17 protein-coding genes are annotated in these 17,971 nt (G+C 56.3%); 6 read left to right on the top strand and 11 right to left on the bottom strand.

Going from position 1 to position 17,971, the window contains the following annotated elements; translation table 11 throughout:
* Positions 1–8: 8 nt before the first annotated feature.
* The 3 genes from FLS37_RS00215 to FLS37_RS00225 all read left to right on the top strand — a co-directional run bounded on the left by FLS37_RS00215 (position 9) and on the right by FLS37_RS00225 (position 1,967).
* Positions 9–566: a YceI family protein gene (locus FLS37_RS00215; protein WP_157313919.1), complete on the top strand. Its 558-nt coding sequence runs from the start codon at positions 9–11 to the stop codon at positions 564–566.
* 137 nt (positions 567–703) lie between these two features.
* Positions 704–1,267, top strand: a complete 564-nt coding sequence (locus FLS37_RS00220) for a YceI family protein (RefSeq protein ID WP_157313920.1) — start codon at positions 704–706, stop codon at positions 1,265–1,267.
* A gap of 160 nt (positions 1,268–1,427) precedes the next feature.
* Complete coding sequence (locus FLS37_RS00225; RefSeq protein WP_157313921.1) at positions 1,428–1,967, top strand: TIGR00645 family protein; 540 nt, start codon at positions 1,428–1,430, stop codon at positions 1,965–1,967.
* A gap of 61 nt (positions 1,968–2,028) precedes the next feature.
* Here FLS37_RS00225 and FLS37_RS00230 read toward each other — a convergent pair whose 3' ends face one another.
* On the bottom strand, positions 2,029–2,952 hold the full coding sequence (locus tag FLS37_RS00230; RefSeq protein WP_198314421.1) for a LysR family transcriptional regulator: 924 nt from the start codon (positions 2,950–2,952) through the stop codon (positions 2,029–2,031).
* Between the two features lie 107 nt (positions 2,953–3,059).
* Between FLS37_RS00230 and FLS37_RS00235 the strand changes: the two genes are divergently transcribed.
* Together FLS37_RS00235 and FLS37_RS00240 are read left to right on the top strand one after the other, a co-directional pair.
* Complete coding sequence (locus FLS37_RS00235; RefSeq protein ID WP_157313922.1) at positions 3,060–3,758, top strand: pirin family protein; 699 nt, start codon at positions 3,060–3,062, stop codon at positions 3,756–3,758.
* Positions 3,759–4,014: 256 nt separating this feature from the next.
* Positions 4,015–5,100 carry an SGNH/GDSL hydrolase family protein gene (locus FLS37_RS00240; RefSeq protein ID WP_157313923.1) on the top strand — a complete coding sequence of 362 codons (1,086 nt, stop codon included), beginning with the start codon at positions 4,015–4,017 and terminating at the stop codon, positions 5,098–5,100.
* Between the two features lie 22 nt (positions 5,101–5,122).
* Here FLS37_RS00240 and FLS37_RS00245 read toward each other — a convergent pair whose 3' ends face one another.
* The 3 genes from FLS37_RS00245 to FLS37_RS00255 form a co-directional block, all read right to left on the bottom strand.
* Entirely contained in the window at positions 5,123–6,169 is a 1,047-nt protein-coding gene (locus FLS37_RS00245) for an NADP(H)-dependent aldo-keto reductase (RefSeq protein ID WP_308418691.1), read from the bottom strand.
* Positions 6,166–7,080, bottom strand: a complete 915-nt coding sequence (locus FLS37_RS00250; protein WP_157313924.1) for a TraB/GumN family protein — start codon at positions 7,078–7,080, stop codon at positions 6,166–6,168. Before FLS37_RS00250 ends, FLS37_RS00245 begins: the two co-directional genes overlap by 4 nt.
* Before the next feature lie 68 nt (positions 7,081–7,148).
* Positions 7,149–8,150, bottom strand: a complete 1,002-nt coding sequence (locus FLS37_RS00255; protein ID WP_157313925.1) for a nucleoid-associated protein — start codon at positions 8,148–8,150, stop codon at positions 7,149–7,151.
* On the opposite strand from FLS37_RS00255, the gene FLS37_RS00260 reads away from it, so the two are divergent.
* On the top strand, positions 8,149–8,394 hold the full coding sequence (locus FLS37_RS00260) for a hypothetical protein (protein ID WP_157313926.1): 246 nt from the start codon (positions 8,149–8,151) through the stop codon (positions 8,392–8,394). The two genes, FLS37_RS00255 and FLS37_RS00260, sit on opposite strands and share 2 nt — an antisense overlap.
* On the opposite strand, the gene FLS37_RS00265 is transcribed toward FLS37_RS00260, so the two are convergent.
* The 7 genes from FLS37_RS00265 to FLS37_RS00295 form a co-directional block, all read right to left on the bottom strand.
* Positions 8,375–8,689: a hypothetical protein gene (locus FLS37_RS00265; protein WP_157313927.1), complete on the bottom strand. Its 315-nt coding sequence runs from the start codon at positions 8,687–8,689 to the stop codon at positions 8,375–8,377. The genes FLS37_RS00260 and FLS37_RS00265 overlap by 20 nt on opposite strands.
* 97 nt (positions 8,690–8,786) lie before the next feature.
* Positions 8,787–9,272, bottom strand: coding sequence for a DUF697 domain-containing protein (locus FLS37_RS00270; RefSeq protein WP_157313928.1), 486 nt, complete (start codon positions 9,270–9,272; stop codon positions 8,787–8,789).
* A 92-nt stretch (positions 9,273–9,364) separates the two neighbouring features.
* On the bottom strand, positions 9,365–10,903 hold the full coding sequence (locus FLS37_RS00275; RefSeq protein ID WP_157313929.1) for an HD domain-containing phosphohydrolase: 1,539 nt from the start codon (positions 10,901–10,903) through the stop codon (positions 9,365–9,367).
* Positions 10,904–10,989: 86 nt separating this feature from the next.
* Positions 10,990–11,433 carry a GNAT family N-acetyltransferase gene (locus FLS37_RS00280; RefSeq protein WP_157313930.1) on the bottom strand — a complete coding sequence of 148 codons (444 nt, stop codon included), beginning with the start codon at positions 11,431–11,433 and terminating at the stop codon, positions 10,990–10,992.
* A 7-nt stretch (positions 11,434–11,440) separates the two neighbouring features.
* On the bottom strand, positions 11,441–12,892 hold the full coding sequence (gene tldD, locus FLS37_RS00285) for a metalloprotease TldD (RefSeq protein ID WP_198314422.1): 1,452 nt from the start codon (positions 12,890–12,892) through the stop codon (positions 11,441–11,443).
* A 97-nt stretch (positions 12,893–12,989) separates the two neighbouring features.
* Positions 12,990–13,826, bottom strand: a complete 837-nt coding sequence (locus tag FLS37_RS00290; protein WP_157313931.1) for a carbon-nitrogen hydrolase family protein — start codon at positions 13,824–13,826, stop codon at positions 12,990–12,992.
* 66 nt (positions 13,827–13,892) lie between these two features.
* The gene (locus FLS37_RS00295; RefSeq protein WP_157313932.1) at positions 13,893–17,897 is read right to left on the bottom strand and encodes a YhdP family protein; all 4,005 of its coding nucleotides are present in this window, start codon (positions 17,895–17,897) and stop codon (positions 13,893–13,895) included.
* Positions 17,898–17,971 lie beyond the last annotated feature (74 nt).

The raw sequence follows: 17,971 nt of genomic DNA on the forward strand, positions 1-17,971 counted from the left end.
ACATCATCATGTTGCGTTCTATGCTTGCCGCCACTTTCCTGTTTAGCGCCCTGGGCGCACAAGCGGCACAAACCGTGGTGCCACAAAAAAGCCGAATCGGTTTTACTTTCAGCCAGATGAATACGCCAGCCGATGGCCTGTTCAAAAATTACACCGCGGCGATTGATTTTGACCCTGCCAAGCCAGAAAGCGCCAAAGCGCAAATCGTGATCGATCTGGCCAGCATTGACGTTGGCGGCCCCGATGGCAACGCCGAAGCGAAGAAAAAGGCCTGGTTTGACGTGGCCAGCAACCCCAAAGGCACGTTTACCGCCACCAGCGTCAAAGCGCTGGGCGGAGGCAAATTTGAAACTAAAGGCAAATTGACAATCAAAGGCATTAGCCGCGATGTAGTGGGCCAAATGAGCGCCAAACAGCAGGGTGCAGAGCTGATTCTGGAAGGCTCGGTGCCGCTCTTGCGTCTGAATTACAAACTCGGTGACGGTGCATGGGCCGACACCGGCACAGTGGCAGATGAAGTCACTGTGAAATACAAGCTGGTATTAACCGGCAAAGCTGGAAAATAAGTCCCTGCGCCCAAGTTTGCGGCCCAAGCGTCAAAGCCCCAAGCCGTACCGAGGTACGGCAAGCTAAGCCGTTCACGCTGGAAAACTTGAATCAATTGAATCGACCACTTTTTTATACCCAACCGGAGTATCTCAGCATGAAAAAACTGATTCTTGCCTCAATTCTGTCTGCCGCCACCCTGAGCGCTGTTGCTGCGCCAGAAACCTATAACGTTGATCCATCGCACACTTTCGCCAGCTTTGAAATCAATCACCTGGGTTACTCAACCCAGCGCGGTTCATTCCACAAAACCAGCGGCACCATCACGCTGGATCAGGAAAAGAAAACCGGTAGCGCCGACATCACCATCGATGCCAGCAGCCTGAACACCGGCTGGGCTGCGCGTGACAAACACCTGACAGGCGAAGATTTCTTCAACGCGGAAAAATTCCCGACCATCACCTTCAAAGGTAAGTCTTTCAAATTTGACGGCGACAAGCTGAGCAGCGTGAGCGGTGATTTCACCTTGCTGGGCGTAACCAAACCATTGACTCTGAATGTCACCGCCTTCAAATGCTCGCCACACCCGATGAGCAAGAAACCGGCTTGCGGTGCTGATGCTGTGGCCACCATCAAACGCAGCGAGTTTGGCATGGCGGCCTATGTGCCCGCAGTGAGCGACGAAGTGACCCTGCGCATCCAGGTTGAAGCAATCAAATAAGCAGTCCAAACAGTCTGCTTAATCTGCACCCCTTTGTTGCCGCTGGCACAAAGGGGTTTTTATATTACCGGACGCCGTTTTGAGCGGCACGATGCGCTTGCGAGGCCGCCTTGCAACAGCGACAATCTGCCCTTCGCAGAAACACACAGGATTTAGCTTGATGGAAAAACATCCCTACGCTGCCACAGAATCAACGCCACTACTGGGCAAAGTGATTTTTGCCAGCCGCTGGCTGCAATTGCCAATTTATCTGGGTTTGATCATTGTGCAAGGCGTTTACGCCTATAAATTTCTGTCCGCGCTTTACAATATGATGAGCAATCTGACGACCTTGTCGGAAACGCAAATCATGCTGGCCGTGCTGGGCCTGATTGATGTGGTGATGATTGCCAACCTGCTCTTGATGGTGACGGTGGGCGGCTACGAGACTTTTGTCTCGCGCCTGCGTATTGATCGCCACCCTGATCAGCCCGAATGGCTCGATCACGTCAACGCCACGGTGCTAAAAGTAAAACTATCGATGGCGATTATCAGCATTTCGTCGATCCACCTGTTGCAGACCTTTATCAATGCAGCGCAAATGGCCGAAGTAACGATGAAATGGCAAGTGATCATCCACCTAGCCTTTCTGATTTCAGCTGCCGCGCTGGCCTACACCGACAAGCTGCTCAATTCGGTATCGCAAAGCGCGCGCCACTAAATACCCGCCATGGTATTGCCATGCAGATCAATTCCAGAATTACTTGCGTGGCAATACTCCACTAATTAGCGGCAACACCACTTGAGAGCCATTGCTGGATCACCGGTGTTGTCGTTAAAGTTTCCACCCACCATTTCAGCGCCTGCCCCACATCCTGGCTGCGCCAGGCATGACACAGCCGCGATTGCGGCCGCACTTCCGACACCGCTTTGATCACCAGCTCGCCACGCTCCAGATACGGTTGCGCCCACGGCAGCGGCAGATAACCGCAGCCCAAACCGGCCACCTGCGCGGTCACTTTGTCCGCCATGCTGGGCACACGCAAGATATCCTGCCCGGATAGAATATTGTAGGAATACGTCGGCATCTGCCGCGCGCTATCGGGCACCACCACCGCCCGATGCTGCATCAGCACTTGTGACGACAAAGGCTCGGGCGCGTTGGCCAGCGGATGATCGGGCGAGACAACAAACACGCTGCGAAATTCGCCCAGCGCATGCGTTGAATAGCCGCCGCCCGATGGCCCTTGTGCAATCGCGCCGACGACAATGTCGGCACGACGTTCAAGCAAAGCCTCCCAGCTCCCCCCCAGCGATTCATGCAAAAACCGCACCCGGGTGCCCGAATTGATCGCGTCAAATTGCTTGAGCAGCGGAATCAGCAGCGGCAAGGGAATAATGGTATCAACCACAATGGCCAGCTCGGTTTCCCAGCCCGTGGCAATGCGCTTGATCCGGCATTCCAGCTCATTGGCCGCGCGTAGCAAGTGGCGGCCTTCATTGAGCAATTCCACACCGGCAGCGGTGAGCTGGGCGCGGTGGCCGCTGCGATCAAAAATCGGCACCCCCATATCGTCTTCCAGCTTGCGCACCATATAGGTTACCGCCGAGGGCACGCGGTGGACTTCCTCCGCAGCTGCGGCAAAACTACCCCGGCGGGCAATAGCGTCGAGGATTTCTAGCGATTCCAGGCTTAGGCGCAGCATATTTATTCCAATTTTTTGAATAATTCAGGCAGAACTTTTGGCTATCAAAGCCGCGATCTCAAGCTTATTATGGCATACACCATTCAAATAGATTGAAGGAGAAAAGCATGATTACCCTACGCAAATCCGAAGAACGTGGCCACGCCAACCACGGCTGGCTTGATTCCAACTTCAGCTTTTCCTTTGCCGAATACTACGACCCGGCGCATATGCACTTTGGCGCGCTGCGCGTGATTAACGATGATCGCATCGCGGCCGGCATGGGCTTTGGCATGCATCCGCATCAGGACATGGAAATCATCACCTATGTGCTATCGGGCGCCATCGAGCATAAAGACAGCATGGGCAACGGTTCGGTGATCCGCCCCGGTAATGTGCAGCGCATGAGCGCGGGCACCGGCGTTCGGCATAGCGAATTTAACCCCAGCGACACCGAAGAGACGCATTTGCTGCAAATCTGGATTATTCCGGGGCAAAAAGGCATTGCGCCATCTTATGAAGAAAAAATCTTCTCGGATGAGGACAAACGCGGCCAGCTACGTTTGGTGGCCAGCCCGGATGCCAGCAATGGCTCGGTGCTGATTCATCAGGATGTGCGCCTCTACGCGGGATTGTTTGACGGCGATGAAGCGCTGGAGCAAGCCATCCAGATGGGTCGCAAACTGTATGTGCACATCGCCCGTGGCAGTATTGAAGTGAACGGCATTGCGCTTAAAGCGGGTGACGCGGCCATGCTGACACATGAAACAGCGCTGACGCTCAAGCAAGGCCATGGCGCCGAAGTGCTGGTCTTTGATCTGTTCTAGACTGGTCTGTTTTAAATCGATCTGTACTACAGCATCCTGCCCTGCCTGCCCGCATCTACGGCATGGCAGGGTATATCCATGTAAGCACCTATAAATAACATCTACAAAGCAATACCCTAACGGGTCATTGACATACTCCCTTGTCGGCGCTGCCTCTGCGCGCAAGCAGGCCAGATCCGGACAAATCGGCTGATCGTTTCAGACAAGGCCTTTTACCGTACACCTCGGTACAATCGTCGGCATGGAGGAAACATTCATGCCGACGATCAAATTAACCCACAGCTGCGCCGCCGCCCTCGTAGCTGCTTGCGCCTGCCTATCCGGCCCGCTGGCCGCAGCCGAAACCGGCACCGCACCGCTGCTGCTTTCGGGCCGCTGGGTGCAAAACAGCGACCATTGGCAAGCGAGCTGGCCCGGGGTTGCCATGGCCGCGCGCTTTCAAGGCAGTGCCGTTGGCGTGGTGCTCAATGACGAGCGCAGCCACTATGCCGTTGAGATTGATGGCCAGCCCGTCGCACAGATTTCCCCGGCCAGTGGCAAACGCACGGTGTGGATTCGTAGTCTGGCCGCTGGCGAACACCGTATCGAGCTGATCCGGCGCAATGAAACGCCGGACTATGTGGGCAGCGTATATGGTTTCACGCTCGATGGCGGCCAATGGCTGGCGGCACCGACACCACCACAGCGCAAAATTGAATTTATTGGCGACTCTTTCACCGCCGCGCTGGCCAATCTATCGAATAAACGCGATTGCAGCGACGCTGAAATCAGCAGCAGCACCGACATCAGCCAGGGCTTTGCCATCCAGCTTTCCCGCCAGCTGGGCGCACAGTGGCAAACCAATGCGATGTCGGGCATGGGGCTGATTCGTAACTGGAATGGCAATCTGCCCGACCGAGATTTCCGCACTTATTATGCCCGTCAGCTGCAAACCGACGCCAGCAGCAAACCCGACAACCACTGGCAGCCGCAATTGGTCGTGATCGGGCTGGGCGTGAATGATTTTTCCACCCCGGTCAATCCGGGTGAGCAACGCAGTACCGAACAGCGTGCCAAGGATTTTCAGGCGGCCTATCGCGAGCTGATCAAAACACTGAATGCCCGCTACAAAACGCCGCACATCATTGTGACCGCCATGAAGCTCTGGCCGGACGATCAGCAGCGGCCGAATGTACGAGCGGTGGTTGACGCCGAGCAGGCTGCTGGCAATCAGCGCATCCATTATCTGCAGCTGGAGGCGATGCAATTGAGCGCCTGTCAGTGGCACCCCAACCGGGCAGACCATCGCCAGGTGATGCAGCAATTACTCGACAAAATTGCCGCTATCAAAATGCAGTGGTAAATATCCCGCCCGGTGTGGCGTTCTATTGCGCCGGGCTGGTACAGCGGCGGTGGATGGCCTCGATCTCGGCCAGAATGGCGTCGCTTAACACCACATCCTGCGCGGCGATGTTCTCGCGCAATTGCGCCATTGAAGTCGCACCAATGATGGTGCTGGACACATACCAGCGGCTGTATACCCAGGCCAGCGCCATCTGTGCCGTACTCAGACCATGTGCTTTGGCCAGCTCATGGTAGGCAGCCACAGCTGGCGTAACATGCGGTTTGAGATAGCGCGAGCCAAAATTGGCAAACTGGGTCATCCGCCCGGCACTGGCCGGATTGTCGATGTATTTTCCTGACAGTAGACCAAAGGCCAGCGGGCTGTAGACCATCAGGCCGACCTGTTCACGATGGCAGGTTTCGGCCAGACCATGATCAAAATTGCGGTTGATCAGGTTGTAGACATTCTGGATGGACTGGATCAGCGGCAGATTTTCGCGCTCGGCCACTTTAACAAACTCCGACACCCCCCATGAGGTCTCGTTCGATACGCCGATATAGCGCACCTTGCCCGCGCGAACCAGCTGATCAAGCGCTGCCAGCTGCTCGGCAATGGCCGGGGCATTCGCGTATTCCTGGCTGGGCTCGTAATAGGTCTGGCCAAACATCGGCACATGCCGCGCTGGCCAGTGAATCTGGTACAGATCGAGATAATCGGTATTGAGCCGTTTCAGGCTGGCATCGCACGCGGCGATAATCTGCTCGCAGCTTAGCTGCGGGCCACCGCGTATCCAGTCCATACCGCGATTGGGGCCAGCTACTTTGCTGGCAATCACCAGCTGATCACGTTGCTTATGTTTAAGCCAGCTACCGATGTATTGCTCGGTCAGCCCCTGCGTGCCCGCATTGGCAGGCACCGGGTACATTTCGGCGGTATCGATAAAATTGACGCCTGCGGCAACGGCGTATTCAAGCTGCTCGTGCGCTTGCGACTCGCTATTTTGTTCGCCAAACGTCATGGTACCCAGACAGATCCGGGATACCTCAAGCTCGCTCTGGCCCAAACGGGTATAGATCATTTTTGTCATTTTTGTGCAGGCTCCACCTTGACTGCTGTCACCTTGTAACCGGCAGCGCGCATGGCCGCAAGCAAGCCATCCTGACCGGTCAGCTGCCCAGCCCCGACGGTAAAGAAAGCTTCGCCTTTTTGCAGGGCGGGCTTGAGGCGCTCGATAATGATCTTGTTGCGCGAAGTTTTCAGCTCCTTGCGCCATGCGCTAAACCAAGCCCGCTCATGCTTGGGCAAGGCAATGGTTTCGATCTGCATCAGTGGTGCAATCGGGTCCAGATTGGATTTCAGATAGGCGGCCATATTGGCGGCAAATGCGCTTTCCAGTTCATCATGATTGGCGATCAGGCCATCAATCAGAATGATCTGTTTGCCCGCAGGCAGTTTTTTAAACGGCGCCAGCTGCTGCTCAATGCTTTCAATCGCAAAATAGGGCTTATTGGTTTCGGTGGCGTACTGGAAGACATATTCATCCATCGGGATATTTTCTTTGCCCTGCTTGGGTGAAAACAGCAGCATCGCGACCGCCCACGGCTGCAATTTGGCCGCCACAGCTTCCGGGTAGCCGCGTGCAGCGAGCAAAGGCAGCACTTTAGCGTAGCGTTCCTGCCCCAGTAGCGCCTGCAGGCTCGCTTCTTTGGTCAGCATGGCCTGAGCCAGCTGAATCGACGAATTCATGTCGTTGTAGTATTCGGTGCCGATGTACTTGGAATTGAGCAAGGCGGGCTCGACTTCGGGCTTGAATTCCACATCCTGACCATCGGGCGTATTCACAGTGGCCAGCAACCACGATGCAGGCGAGTTGGCCATTTCGATTTTCCACAACACCGCATTGGACGGGTTGGTTTTTTCTGCATTAGCCGAACAGCCAGTCAACAACAACTGGGCACTCAAAATCAGAACAATCAGAGGACGCAGACGCGAAAACATAGAGCAAACCTTATTCGACGGGATACGAAAGTTTTGTAGTATATCGTGGCTTGTGCAGTGAAACAGCACTATTGATCCAGCAGGGCTTTTTTCAGCTCATCCGGAATATTCGACAGCACCAGCGTGTCGCTGTATTTGTCGTAAATCACCGCACCGCTGCGCAGGCTGGCGCGATCAAATTCCAGCTTCCATTGCGCTCCGTTGGCTTTAAAGCGCATCAGCGGCTTGATGGCGCGCCGATCAGGCACAAAGCCATCGTTGATGCCCAGCTCATCGCTTTGCAAAGCGTTTTGCAATTGCGCGGGCGACTCGGGAAAGACCTGCTCGGCCACTGTCGCCAGATCCACTTCGCCCTGCCCGTCGCCCAGGGCATCCAGGTAGGAATGAGCGCGCTGGAATAGCTCGTCACGCTCGTGACCGGCAATCGCCTGCTTATTGGCGAAGGCTTCCAGACCTTTAACCAGTTTCTGGGTTTCTTTCAGCGGCGTTTTAACGTCGTTGCAGCCGAGAAAAGCTTTGAAATAGCCCGCCACATCGCCACGGCCGCGCAGGAAACTCACATAGCGTTCGCCACCGCTTTTCCAGCTACCCAGATCAATCCGCCCGGCCACGCGCAGATGATCCATATCCAGATGAATGCTATCGACTACATTCATCTCGTCAGTCATTGCGGTGCCAATCACCTCGCTAATGAGGGCGACAAAAATAAACTGCATCGCCGCATTGCTCACCTGCGCAATGAGTACATAGCCACCGCTGGCCAGCGGCTCGGCTTCAGCACGCGTTTGCAGCTCGGCCATCATTTGCTGGCTTAAGCTCAAGAAATCGATGCTTTGCTCGGTAGCAAATTGCTCAATAAGTTTGGGCATGGCAAAGCTGGCGTCGTCCAGATCGAATTTGCCAAAACCTTTGCCATTGCGCGTACCGTACAACTCGCACACATGATCGACCAAACGCTGCGACGCGCTATTGAGCGCCAGCGGCGCAGTGCCAAGTGCAACACGCGCCGGGCCGTTAGGCTCTTTGTGCAGTTGGTGGATAATCAGATGTTCAATGGTATTTAGCGTCATGGAAATGGGGCAGCCGATCAATGGTCAAGAAGTGTTTCCTTCGCCGCCAGCTTGCAAACAGGGCAAAGGTCAGCCGCCATTTTCCATTCTTTGTGCGGGCTTGACCAGCGCAGCTTGCTCCGGTGCTGGGGTGCAGACTGGAGCGCTGATATTTTACCTGGGTATTGCTCTAAAAATTAGAGAAGAAAAGGTCTATAGGGCAATACCCCTACAAACAATGGCCTTCAATGCCGGGGATGGATAAATCGAGACAGCAATACAGCACACCAGCTACCTGCAATCATCGCAGGCGCGCCTACGGTGATCGCCGCCAGAATGGCATAACTAAAAGCCGACTCAAGCCCCGGTCTGGCTGAACCGTGCCAGAAGCCAAAAGCGTGAAACAGTCCATACGCACCACTTGCGAGCAGCAGCAAGCCCAAGCTGCTGGCGGCCCCCAAGAGAGCAAGTCCAAAACACGAGCGGCGCTTGAATACGACAATCGAGGCAATCAAGCCCAGCAAGATGCTCATGAGATACAATAAAGCCAGTATGGACACTGCGAGCTCCTGCATGGGCGGGCGGGGAGAAAAAACATTGATCAAGCCAGACTGCGGCGAGGATAAGCCGCAGGCTGGTGGGCAGAAAGTATGATTTTTAAGCGCTGGAATCTGCTTCAGCAATGGCCTGCCTGAGCACCCGGTAGCAATCTTCGATATGCGCATTGCCCAGATAGCGCATGGCGCCATAACTGACGCCCGCGGCAATGGCCGTTCCGAGCAGCGGCACAAATTTGGCGGCCTGCTTGGAAGCCATACGCACGCCAACGCGTTTCAAGGCCAGAATGATCAGCTCCTTGCTGGCGTAGCGCCCAATCAGCGAGCTGCCCAGCGAGGTGATAATCACCAGCAGGCGTTGCCGGGTTTGCGCATCCAGCCGCGCCACGTCCTGCTCGCGCAGGCCAAATTTCTCATTAATTTGCTCGATCATCCGCGTCATAATCGCCACATCGGCGCCCACATCCAGGCCGGGCAGCGGAATTGCAGCCGCGGCAGCGGACACCCAGGCACGCTGATTAACCAGCTGCAGACACTCGCGGCGCGCGGCATCCAGCTGAGCCAGATTCAAGTTCAAGCTGCTCATTGACCAACCTCATGCAGTGAAAAGCAATGTTCTTGCGTATTGGTAGTTTGCTGCTGGCTTTTGTTCCCTTGGCGGGAGAGAGTTAGAGGCGGTTAATGCCCTTGATCGGATATATCAGGCAGCTGATGGCGAATGGCCAGCAACTCATCGTAATGGCTGAGCGCCAGATCGACCAGCATGGGGTCAAAATGCCGGCCGCGCTCGCTGCGCACCAGCGCAATAATCGCCGCATCATCCCACGGCTCCTTGTACGCGCGACGTGAACCGAGGGCGTCGATCACGTCAACAATCGCCATAATCCGAGCCTCGATGGCGATTTGTTCACCCGCCAGCCCACGCGGATAACCGCTGCCATCCCATTTTTCATGGTGTTCTCTGGCGATAATCGCGCCCATTTTGGCAATGACCCGCTTGGTTTTTTTCAGCAACTGGTAACCCAGCTCGGCATGAGTCTGCATAATCGCCCATTCGGCGTCGTCCAGTTTGCCATGCTTGTGCAGGATATGCTCGGGGATGCCGATCTTGCCAATATCGTGCAAGGGCGATGCGTAACGGATGGTTTCGCAAAACTCGGCCGACATCCCCAGTTTTTGCGCCAGCAATTCGCACATCAGCGCCACGCGGCGAACGTGCATGCCGGTTTCTTTTGAGCGCTGCTCAATCGCGTCGCCAATCACCAGCAGCAGCTCTTTTTGCGTTTCCTGGATGTTTTCCTTGGTGTAGAGCGACTCGAAAATCAGCGCTACATTGCTGGCAAACATCTGCAGCAGCTTGGTTTGCAGTGCATCCAGCGGTTGATTAAGGCTGGCATACAGCACATTTGACGAGCTTTCCCCCACCTGGAAACGGGCCAGAAAAGCGGCATCCGGCAGATGATTATCGCCACCCGCATTGACGTAATTGACCAGCTCGCGCACATGATCCGGCAGCACAGGCGTACTTAAATCATCCTGCACCGAGATATTCTCACCAGTGGCAGCCAGCACATGATTGACTTTGTCGCCGTACAGATCGACCGATTGCGACACCAGATAGACTTCGCTGCTCTGGATATTCAAGAGATCAAGCAGCTGCTGCAAAACAGCCGAGCCAAACTGATGCAAGGTGCGGCTGCGGAGCACAGCTTGCGACGAGGCAATGACTTTTTCCATGCCGTGCTGGGTATTGCGGATGGTGACAATATCGCGGTAAGAGCGGATGGCGGCGTAAATGCAGGTTTTGAGCTTGATATTGGTCAGCTCGGTTTTGGCTTTGTAGTCGTTGATGTCGTACTCCTGAATCACGACTTCTTCAGGATGCTGATTGGCCTGCCCCGTGCGCAAAATAATGCGCAGCGAATGGTTTTTCATTTCGGAGCGGATGCGCTCAACCAGCTCCAGCCCCGCTTCGGGTGACTCCATCACCACATCGATAAAAGCCACCGCCACATCCGGGTGCATGCTGAGCAATTCGTAGCCACTGCGGGCGCTGTCTGCGTACAGGAGTTCAAGCGGACGCCCATCCACTTTGACGCGCGAGAGCGATAAACGGGTGACTTCAAAAATATCACGCTCGTCGTCGATCACCGCTACTTTCCAGGGCGGCAAGAGCTCGTTTACAGGTGTTGTCGATTCGGGAAGTAAAAAATCCATGACAAAGCTGATCTACCGAAATATCGACTCTTTAGCATAGCCTGAAGCTGACAAATTGCGAGAATCCAGCGTGACATTCATGCATTTCAAAACCGCTTCATCGGCACAAAACGGATGCCGGTATCGCTAAGCTGCTCGGCGCCAATTGGCATAAAGCCATAGCGCATATAGGCATTGACGCTATTGAGGCTGGCATTGACTGTGAGCAAGCGCTGCTGTGCATCAGCGGCACGGATTAGCGCACGGCCAACACCACGGCTTTGAAATTCGGGCAGCACAAATAACAGCGCAATATGCGCGTCAGCGCGTGCCTGCAACACACCAATGACGGTGTTTTGAATCACCGCCACATGGCACTGGCCGCCCACCGCATCGCGCGCGCGAATTTCGCTGGCCTGGGCAAAGCGCCGAAATTGCTCGATGCCGGCGGCGCTTTGGTATTGCGCCGCAAGGTGCTGGAACGAAGCCCAGACCACCTCGGCAGCGCGCTCGTACTCGGAAAATGCAATCTCGCGGATTTCAAGTGCCATGCGAATCTTAACCCGCTGTACCACCAACGGTGAGGCCACCGTCGATGCGCAAAGTTGGCTGCCCTACGCCAACGGGCACGCTCTGCCCATCTTTACCGCAGGTGCCCACGCCCGGATCGAGCGCCATATCGTTACCAATCATTGACACGCGCGTCAGTACATCGGGGCCATTGCCAATCAGCGTGGCACCTTTCACTGGATACAGCATTTTGCCGTTTTCAACGTACCACGCCTCGGCGGCCGAGAACACAAATTTGCCGCTGGTAATATCGACCTGCCCGCCGCCAAAGTTAACGGCATAGAGGCCGCGATCAATCGAAGCGATAATTTCAGCCGGGTCTTTATCGCCATTTTCCATAATGGTGTTGGTCATGCGTGGCATGGTGATATGCGCGTAGCTTTCGCGCCGACCATTGCCGGTGGTCGGCATGCCCATCAGGCGCGCGTTCAGGCTGTCTTGCAAATAGCCTTGCAAAATACCGTCTTCAATCAGCACCGTACGCTGCGTTGGATTGCCTTCATCGTCGATATTGAGCGAGCCGCGTCGATCGACAATCGTGCCGTCGTCAACGACGGTCACGCCTTTGGCGGCAACACGCTGGCCAATTTTGCCAGCAAAAGCCGAGCTGCCTTTACGGTTAAAATCACCTTCAAGGCCGTGACCAATCGCTTCATGCAGCAAAATGCCGGGCCAGCCACTGCCAAGTACCACGGTCATTTCACCGGCAGGCGCTGGGCGCGCATCGAGATTGAGCACAGCCTGATCGACTGCGCGTTTGGCGTAATCAAGCAGCACGGTATCGGTGAAATAAGCGTAATCAAAACGGCCACCACCGCCAGCACTGCCCTGCTCGCGCTGGCCATTGGCCTCGATAATCACATTGATCGACAGCCGACACAGCGGGCGCACATCGGCGGCGCGATGACCGTCGTGACGGGCGATATAAATTACTTCAAATTCACTCGCCAGACTCGCCATGACTTGCACCACGCGCGGGTCCAGACTGCGGGCGATTTGTTCGATTTTTTCCAGCAAGGCCACTTTCGCTGCTTCATCAAGGCTTGCCAGCGGATCCTTGGGGGTATAGAGCTGCAGCCCTTGCTGTTTATTGGCAAAGGGAGCAATACCCTGCCCACCTTGCCGACCAATTGCGCGCGTGGCTTGCGCGGCCTGATTCAAAGCGGCGAGGCTGATGTCGTCCGAATAAGCAAAAGCAGTTTTTTCGCCGCTGATCGCGCGCACGCCAACGCCCTGGTCGATATTAAAGCTGCCCGATTTCACAATGCCTTCGTCCAGGCTCCACGCCTCGGAGCGGCTGTATTGGAAATACAAATCGGCGTAGTCGATTTCATGGCTGAGCATTTGACCAAACACCGAGTTGATCGCCTGATCATCCAGTGAAAAGGGCGTGAGCAATTGTTGCTCGGCGATTGCAAAATGATCCAAAGAGATGCTCATTGTTTTACCTAAATTAATCTGTCCGACGAAGTGATTAAGCGAAAAACTTCACACAAGGCACAGCAACGCAGCGTGAGAACTTTTGCCTTTTCACTTATTAAAACACACGATGCTTCAGTGCTGGCAATATCGTTCTGACTCTGTGTAATTGCGTGGCTTTGAGCTCGGCGAGCGCCAGCCCTTCACCTTCGGGCAACACATCAAGCACCACGCCCCACGGATCGATCAGCATACTATGGCCAAAGGTGGCGCGCCCGCTCGGGTGCACACCGCCCTGGCCGGACGCCACGACAAAACACTGGTTTTCAATCGCGCGCGCACGCAGCAGCACTTCCCAGTGCGCCCGCCCGGTGGTGGCGGTAAACGCGGCGGGCAGCACCCAAATATCCACCTCGCCGACCAGATCCAGCGCACGAAACAGCTCGGGAAAGCGCAAATCATAGCAAACAGCCAGCCCGATGCGGCCAAATGGCGTGTCAAACGCCACCGGCTGCTGCCCGGCGCAAATGGTATCGGCCTCGGTAAAGCATTCGGCCCCATTAGCAAAACCAAACAGGTGGATTTTGTCATAGCGCGCGACACATTCGCCCGCGGGGTTAAACGCCAGACAGCTATTCATGACTTTATCGGGCTCGCCAGACACCAGAGGAATCGTGCCGCCGACCAGCCAGATCTGATGCTCACGCGCTTGCGTGGCCAGAAAATGCTGTAGCGGCGCGGCCTGGCTTTCGATTTGATGATCGGATTGATATGGCTCCTGATGCGCCAGCTTGTCGCGATCACTCTGGCCCATGATCGCGAAATATTCCGGCAAGACAATCAGCTGCGCCCCGGCGGCGGCGGCGCTGGCAATCAGACGAGCTGCGTGTGACAAATTGCTGGCCACATCCGGACCGGACACCATCTGGATGGCACAGGCGATTAAACTATTCATATACACACCACCGTATAAAGCTGCACAGCATATTTAGATTGATCTGCAGCCATATACCCATTAGTCCTAATTAGAAAAGGGCCGCTCCGGCCTGACGCCGATTTTCTTGATCTGCGGGTCAGCCATGCTGCCGTCAATCTGGAATTCATACGCCACCAGCTCGCCCAGCGGATTATCCAGCGCCGACTGTGCCGCCAGCGTGGCCAGACCGATAATCGGGTTTACCACCGCCACCCCTAGCGCTACCGCGCCGCCAATGCTGGGTACTACTCGCACTCGCAAATGCTGGGTACCAGCGACAAAATTGGCGTCGCCAGTAAAGCGCACTTTGGCCGCTGGGCCGTTGATTTTCAGATTATTGGTTTTGGCGATGCCCTGCTCGATCACTGCCGTGCCGTGAATCTCGTCAAACTCGAAACCACCGCTAAACACATCGCTAAAGTCGAGCTTGAGCCGACGTGGCAGCGCTTGTAAGCTTAAAATCGACATAAATCGCCCCACGCCGGGATCAAGCTGGCTAAATTGCCCGGCGCCCATATTCAGCTCGATCTGCCCGGCTGCCGTTGGCCAATCGGGCGACCACGGCGCGCCGCGCCATTGCCCATCGCCGCGAAACGTCAGCGGCGCCTGTTTCATGGCCTCGGGGTAGCCCAGACGTTTGAGCAAATTGCCCAGATTGGGCGAATCAATCGCTACCTTGGCTTGCGTTCGCTCGCTGCCGTCCTGCCGGAACCATTGCCCATTGAGGGCAATCTGGCCGTCGGCATTGCTCAAGCTCAATTCCTTGAAATCAATCCCGCGCCCTTGCGGCTGGCTGGACAGGCGCAAAGTGCCCAGCTCGACATTTTTAAAACGAAAATCCTGCGCTTGCAGATTGAGCGCCGGCCAGGATTGCCACAGGCTTAAACCGCTTTTCTCAGCGGGCAGTGCCAGCGGGCCGCGCGCGAGCAGGCGGGATGGTTTTTCCGGCTCGGCCGCGACTGCAGCGGGTTTTAGCGGCAGCCAGAGCTTGCTCAGCTGCACATCAAGCCGGTTGGCCCCCGGCAACCAGTGCAGATCGCCCACAATCTGCTGGCTGGCCAGGCTGGCCTGCACGCCTTTCTCGCTGATCTGGCCTTGCAGGCGCACTTCATCAAGCTGCTGGCCTGCAATATACAGCTGGTCAAACGCCAGCTGCTGCACCTGCAATTCGGGCATTTTGCTGCCCGGATTTTTGCCGGTGGCGGGCGTTTTCAGCCACTGACTCTGCAGCGGCAACCATTCGGCCAGATTGAGCTGCGGCCAGCGGCCACTGAGCTGGATGCCCTGATTTTGCGGTAATACTACGGGTAATCGGGCTGCGGATTCACCCTCGCTACCAAGCACAATCTGGCCGCGCACCGGTGTGGCATCCGCAGGAAGCAACAGCGCGGCTTGCAAGGTTTTGCCGTAGGCAAATTCAAGCCGGGAACCGCTTTGCTCACCGGCCACTTTCAGGCGGAATGCCCGGCTCTGTGAGGCGGATTTATTTAATGGCACAGGCAGATGGCTCTGCGCGCCCTGCAAATCCGAATTCAGATTAAAGACATAATCATCCTCGTCCACTTGCAGCTGCCCCTGAAACGCCACCATCCCTTGCAACCACGGGCTCAGCGGCGGCAGATAATGCCGCAAAGCCTGCTCAAGCTCGGCCTGTCCTTTCAGATTGAGCATCAGCTCGCCCTTGGCATTGGTTTCGCCATGCATCTGTACTGTGCCGCCCAGAGCCCGAGCGGTGGACGGCTGCACTTTCATGCTGGTTTCGGTGAAGCTAACGGCCCCTTTGGCCTGATTGAGCACCGGGATCTCGTCGCCAAAATCAAGCTGGTTGCCGTCAAAAGCATACAGCCCCTTGATGCGGGTCTGCTCTACGTCCTCAATCGGAATATCGAGCTGCAGATCAAGCTGGCCGCGGCCTTGCGCCTTGAGCTGATCGAGAAACCCATGCGTGGCAGTGCGTACCGGGCTGTTTTCCACATAGCGAAGAAAATCGGCGGTTTGCCCGCTCACCTTGCCATCGACAAGCACATGCTGATTGTATTCAAGGTTGGGAATGGTCACTTTGACCTGGTCCAGCGCCGTGCCGCTAATCTGTCCCTGATTCGCCGCCACCGTCAGCTGCATACCGTCGATCAGTACCTGTCCATCCACCTGTGTAATCATCGGCCAGCCGTCGGCGTAATTGATGGTGACGCCCTTGGCCTCGGTCTGCACCATAAACTGTCCGGCCTTGGCCGCTGGCGTGCCCATGGTGTACGGAAACTGCGCCACATCGCCACGCCAGAGCAGACGGCCATTGCGCGCATCGCCAGCCAGTAGCCCGCCCTTAAGCCAGACCAGCACTTCATCAGAGAGCACACGCGGCAGATAGGCGTAGACGCGCTGGGCGGCCAGCCGACGGATGTCCGCGTTCAGATCAACCTGCCCCATGCCGGTACCCGGCCAGCGATATTGCCCCTGCGCACTCAGCTCAAGCTCGGTATTGACGGCTTTAAAGCCATCCAGGTTCAGCTGCCAGCCCTGGCCCTCACGCCGCCAGTCAACGGCTGCCTGCAGCAGACCGAATTGCAGCGGCTCCAGAAATTGCGCCGGGTAATCAAACCGCACATTCTGCCCGCCCAATTTGAGCTGCCCGCCCTTGGGGGCTAGATTCAGCGTCAGATCCAGCCCGGCGATTGCAGGCCAAGCGGTGACGCCCTGCACCGATAACTGGCTGATTTCGGCGTCCACTTGCAGCGTATCGAGTTGCGGTTGCTGGCTGTGTTGGCGTCCCTTTCCATAGGGCCATTGCCCCGGCCACTCCAGACTAAGCTGCTTGAGATAGCCCCCCAGCGTCGCGCTGCGATACGCCGCCAGATGTTCGGGCAAAAACTGCCGATAGGCATTGAATGCCTGCAGTTGCCAGCGGCGTGCAGTCAAGGTTTGCCGCTCTGGGGTTTGCGTATATTCCAGCTCGCAGCGCTCGCACCAGGCCTGCCCTTTACCTTGATTCCCCTCACCCGGAATACCTTCACCTTGAATCTGTCTGCCGTACACCTGCAGCGTGCGCTGCTGCTTGCGATCACGCCAGACCATTTTGCCGTCAAACAGCGGCAAGCTCAGCATGGTCTGATCTGGCAGCAGCAGCCGCCAGTTGCTCAATTGCACATCGGCTTCCAGTCCTTCGAGCACACCTTTGTCCAGCTCCAGCGTCAAAGCCAGCGCGCCGTAACCCGACTTCATGTCGATAGCCGGCATCAGTGGCGACAGCCAGGGGCTGACTTGCAATAGATCACTGGCAGGCAACACAACCTTGAGCCAGCCCGACCACTGCGACAGCGTATTAACATTGTCGCCACTCAGGCGCCCCTGAATATCGACCTGCTTGCCGACCCCCGATTTGTCCATCAGATGGCGTGGCATAAAGCGCAGCACCAGCTGATGGCTGCCAAACCAGTTTTCAGCATTGAGCTGCACGCGATCGGCATACAGCGCCGGAAAACGGTTTTGCTCATCTTGCAGGCGTACCGCGCCATTGCTGATGGTCAGCTCGCCCTGATTGAGCAGCCAGTTGAAAAACTGCCCGTCGCTTTTGGCCTGCGGATCAAGCTTCAGACCCGCCACCTGCCACTGCCCGTTGGCAAGGCGCACAATATCAAGCTCGGGTGCATGCAGGCGCAAATGGCTAAAGCGCAATTGCCCGACCAGCAAATGCCACCACGACAGCGTGCCTTCCATGCGGTCAAATTCCAGCGGGCTGCGCTGAGATGGGCTGCTCTGGGTTTGGCGGCCCTGGCTGAGGCGAAACTTCAGCAGTGCCAGCTGCGGGCGAATCCCACGCCAGCTGCCTTGTAGCTCGGCAATCTGCACTGTCGCGCCCACTTTCTGGCTTAACTGCTGCTCGATCCAGGGTTTGTAGCTATTGAGGCGCGGGATAAAGACAAACTGCCAGGCCAGCGCCGCCAGCAGCAGCAACAAAAATGCAGTCAGCACAATGCGTTTTAGCCAGCGCAGATGCCAGGCGGTAAATAGCGCGGTCAGGGATTTGAGCTGACGCAAAAACGCAAGAGACATCGGGATTCCGGGTAAGACACCGTGCACGCAAAGGACATCAGCTGTGCTACGGTATTGGATATGAAATTTATCCC

It is taken from the genome of Chitinibacter sp. GC72, from assembly GCF_009760905.1.
GTDB lineage: Bacteria > Pseudomonadota > Gammaproteobacteria > Burkholderiales > Chitinibacteraceae > Chitinibacter.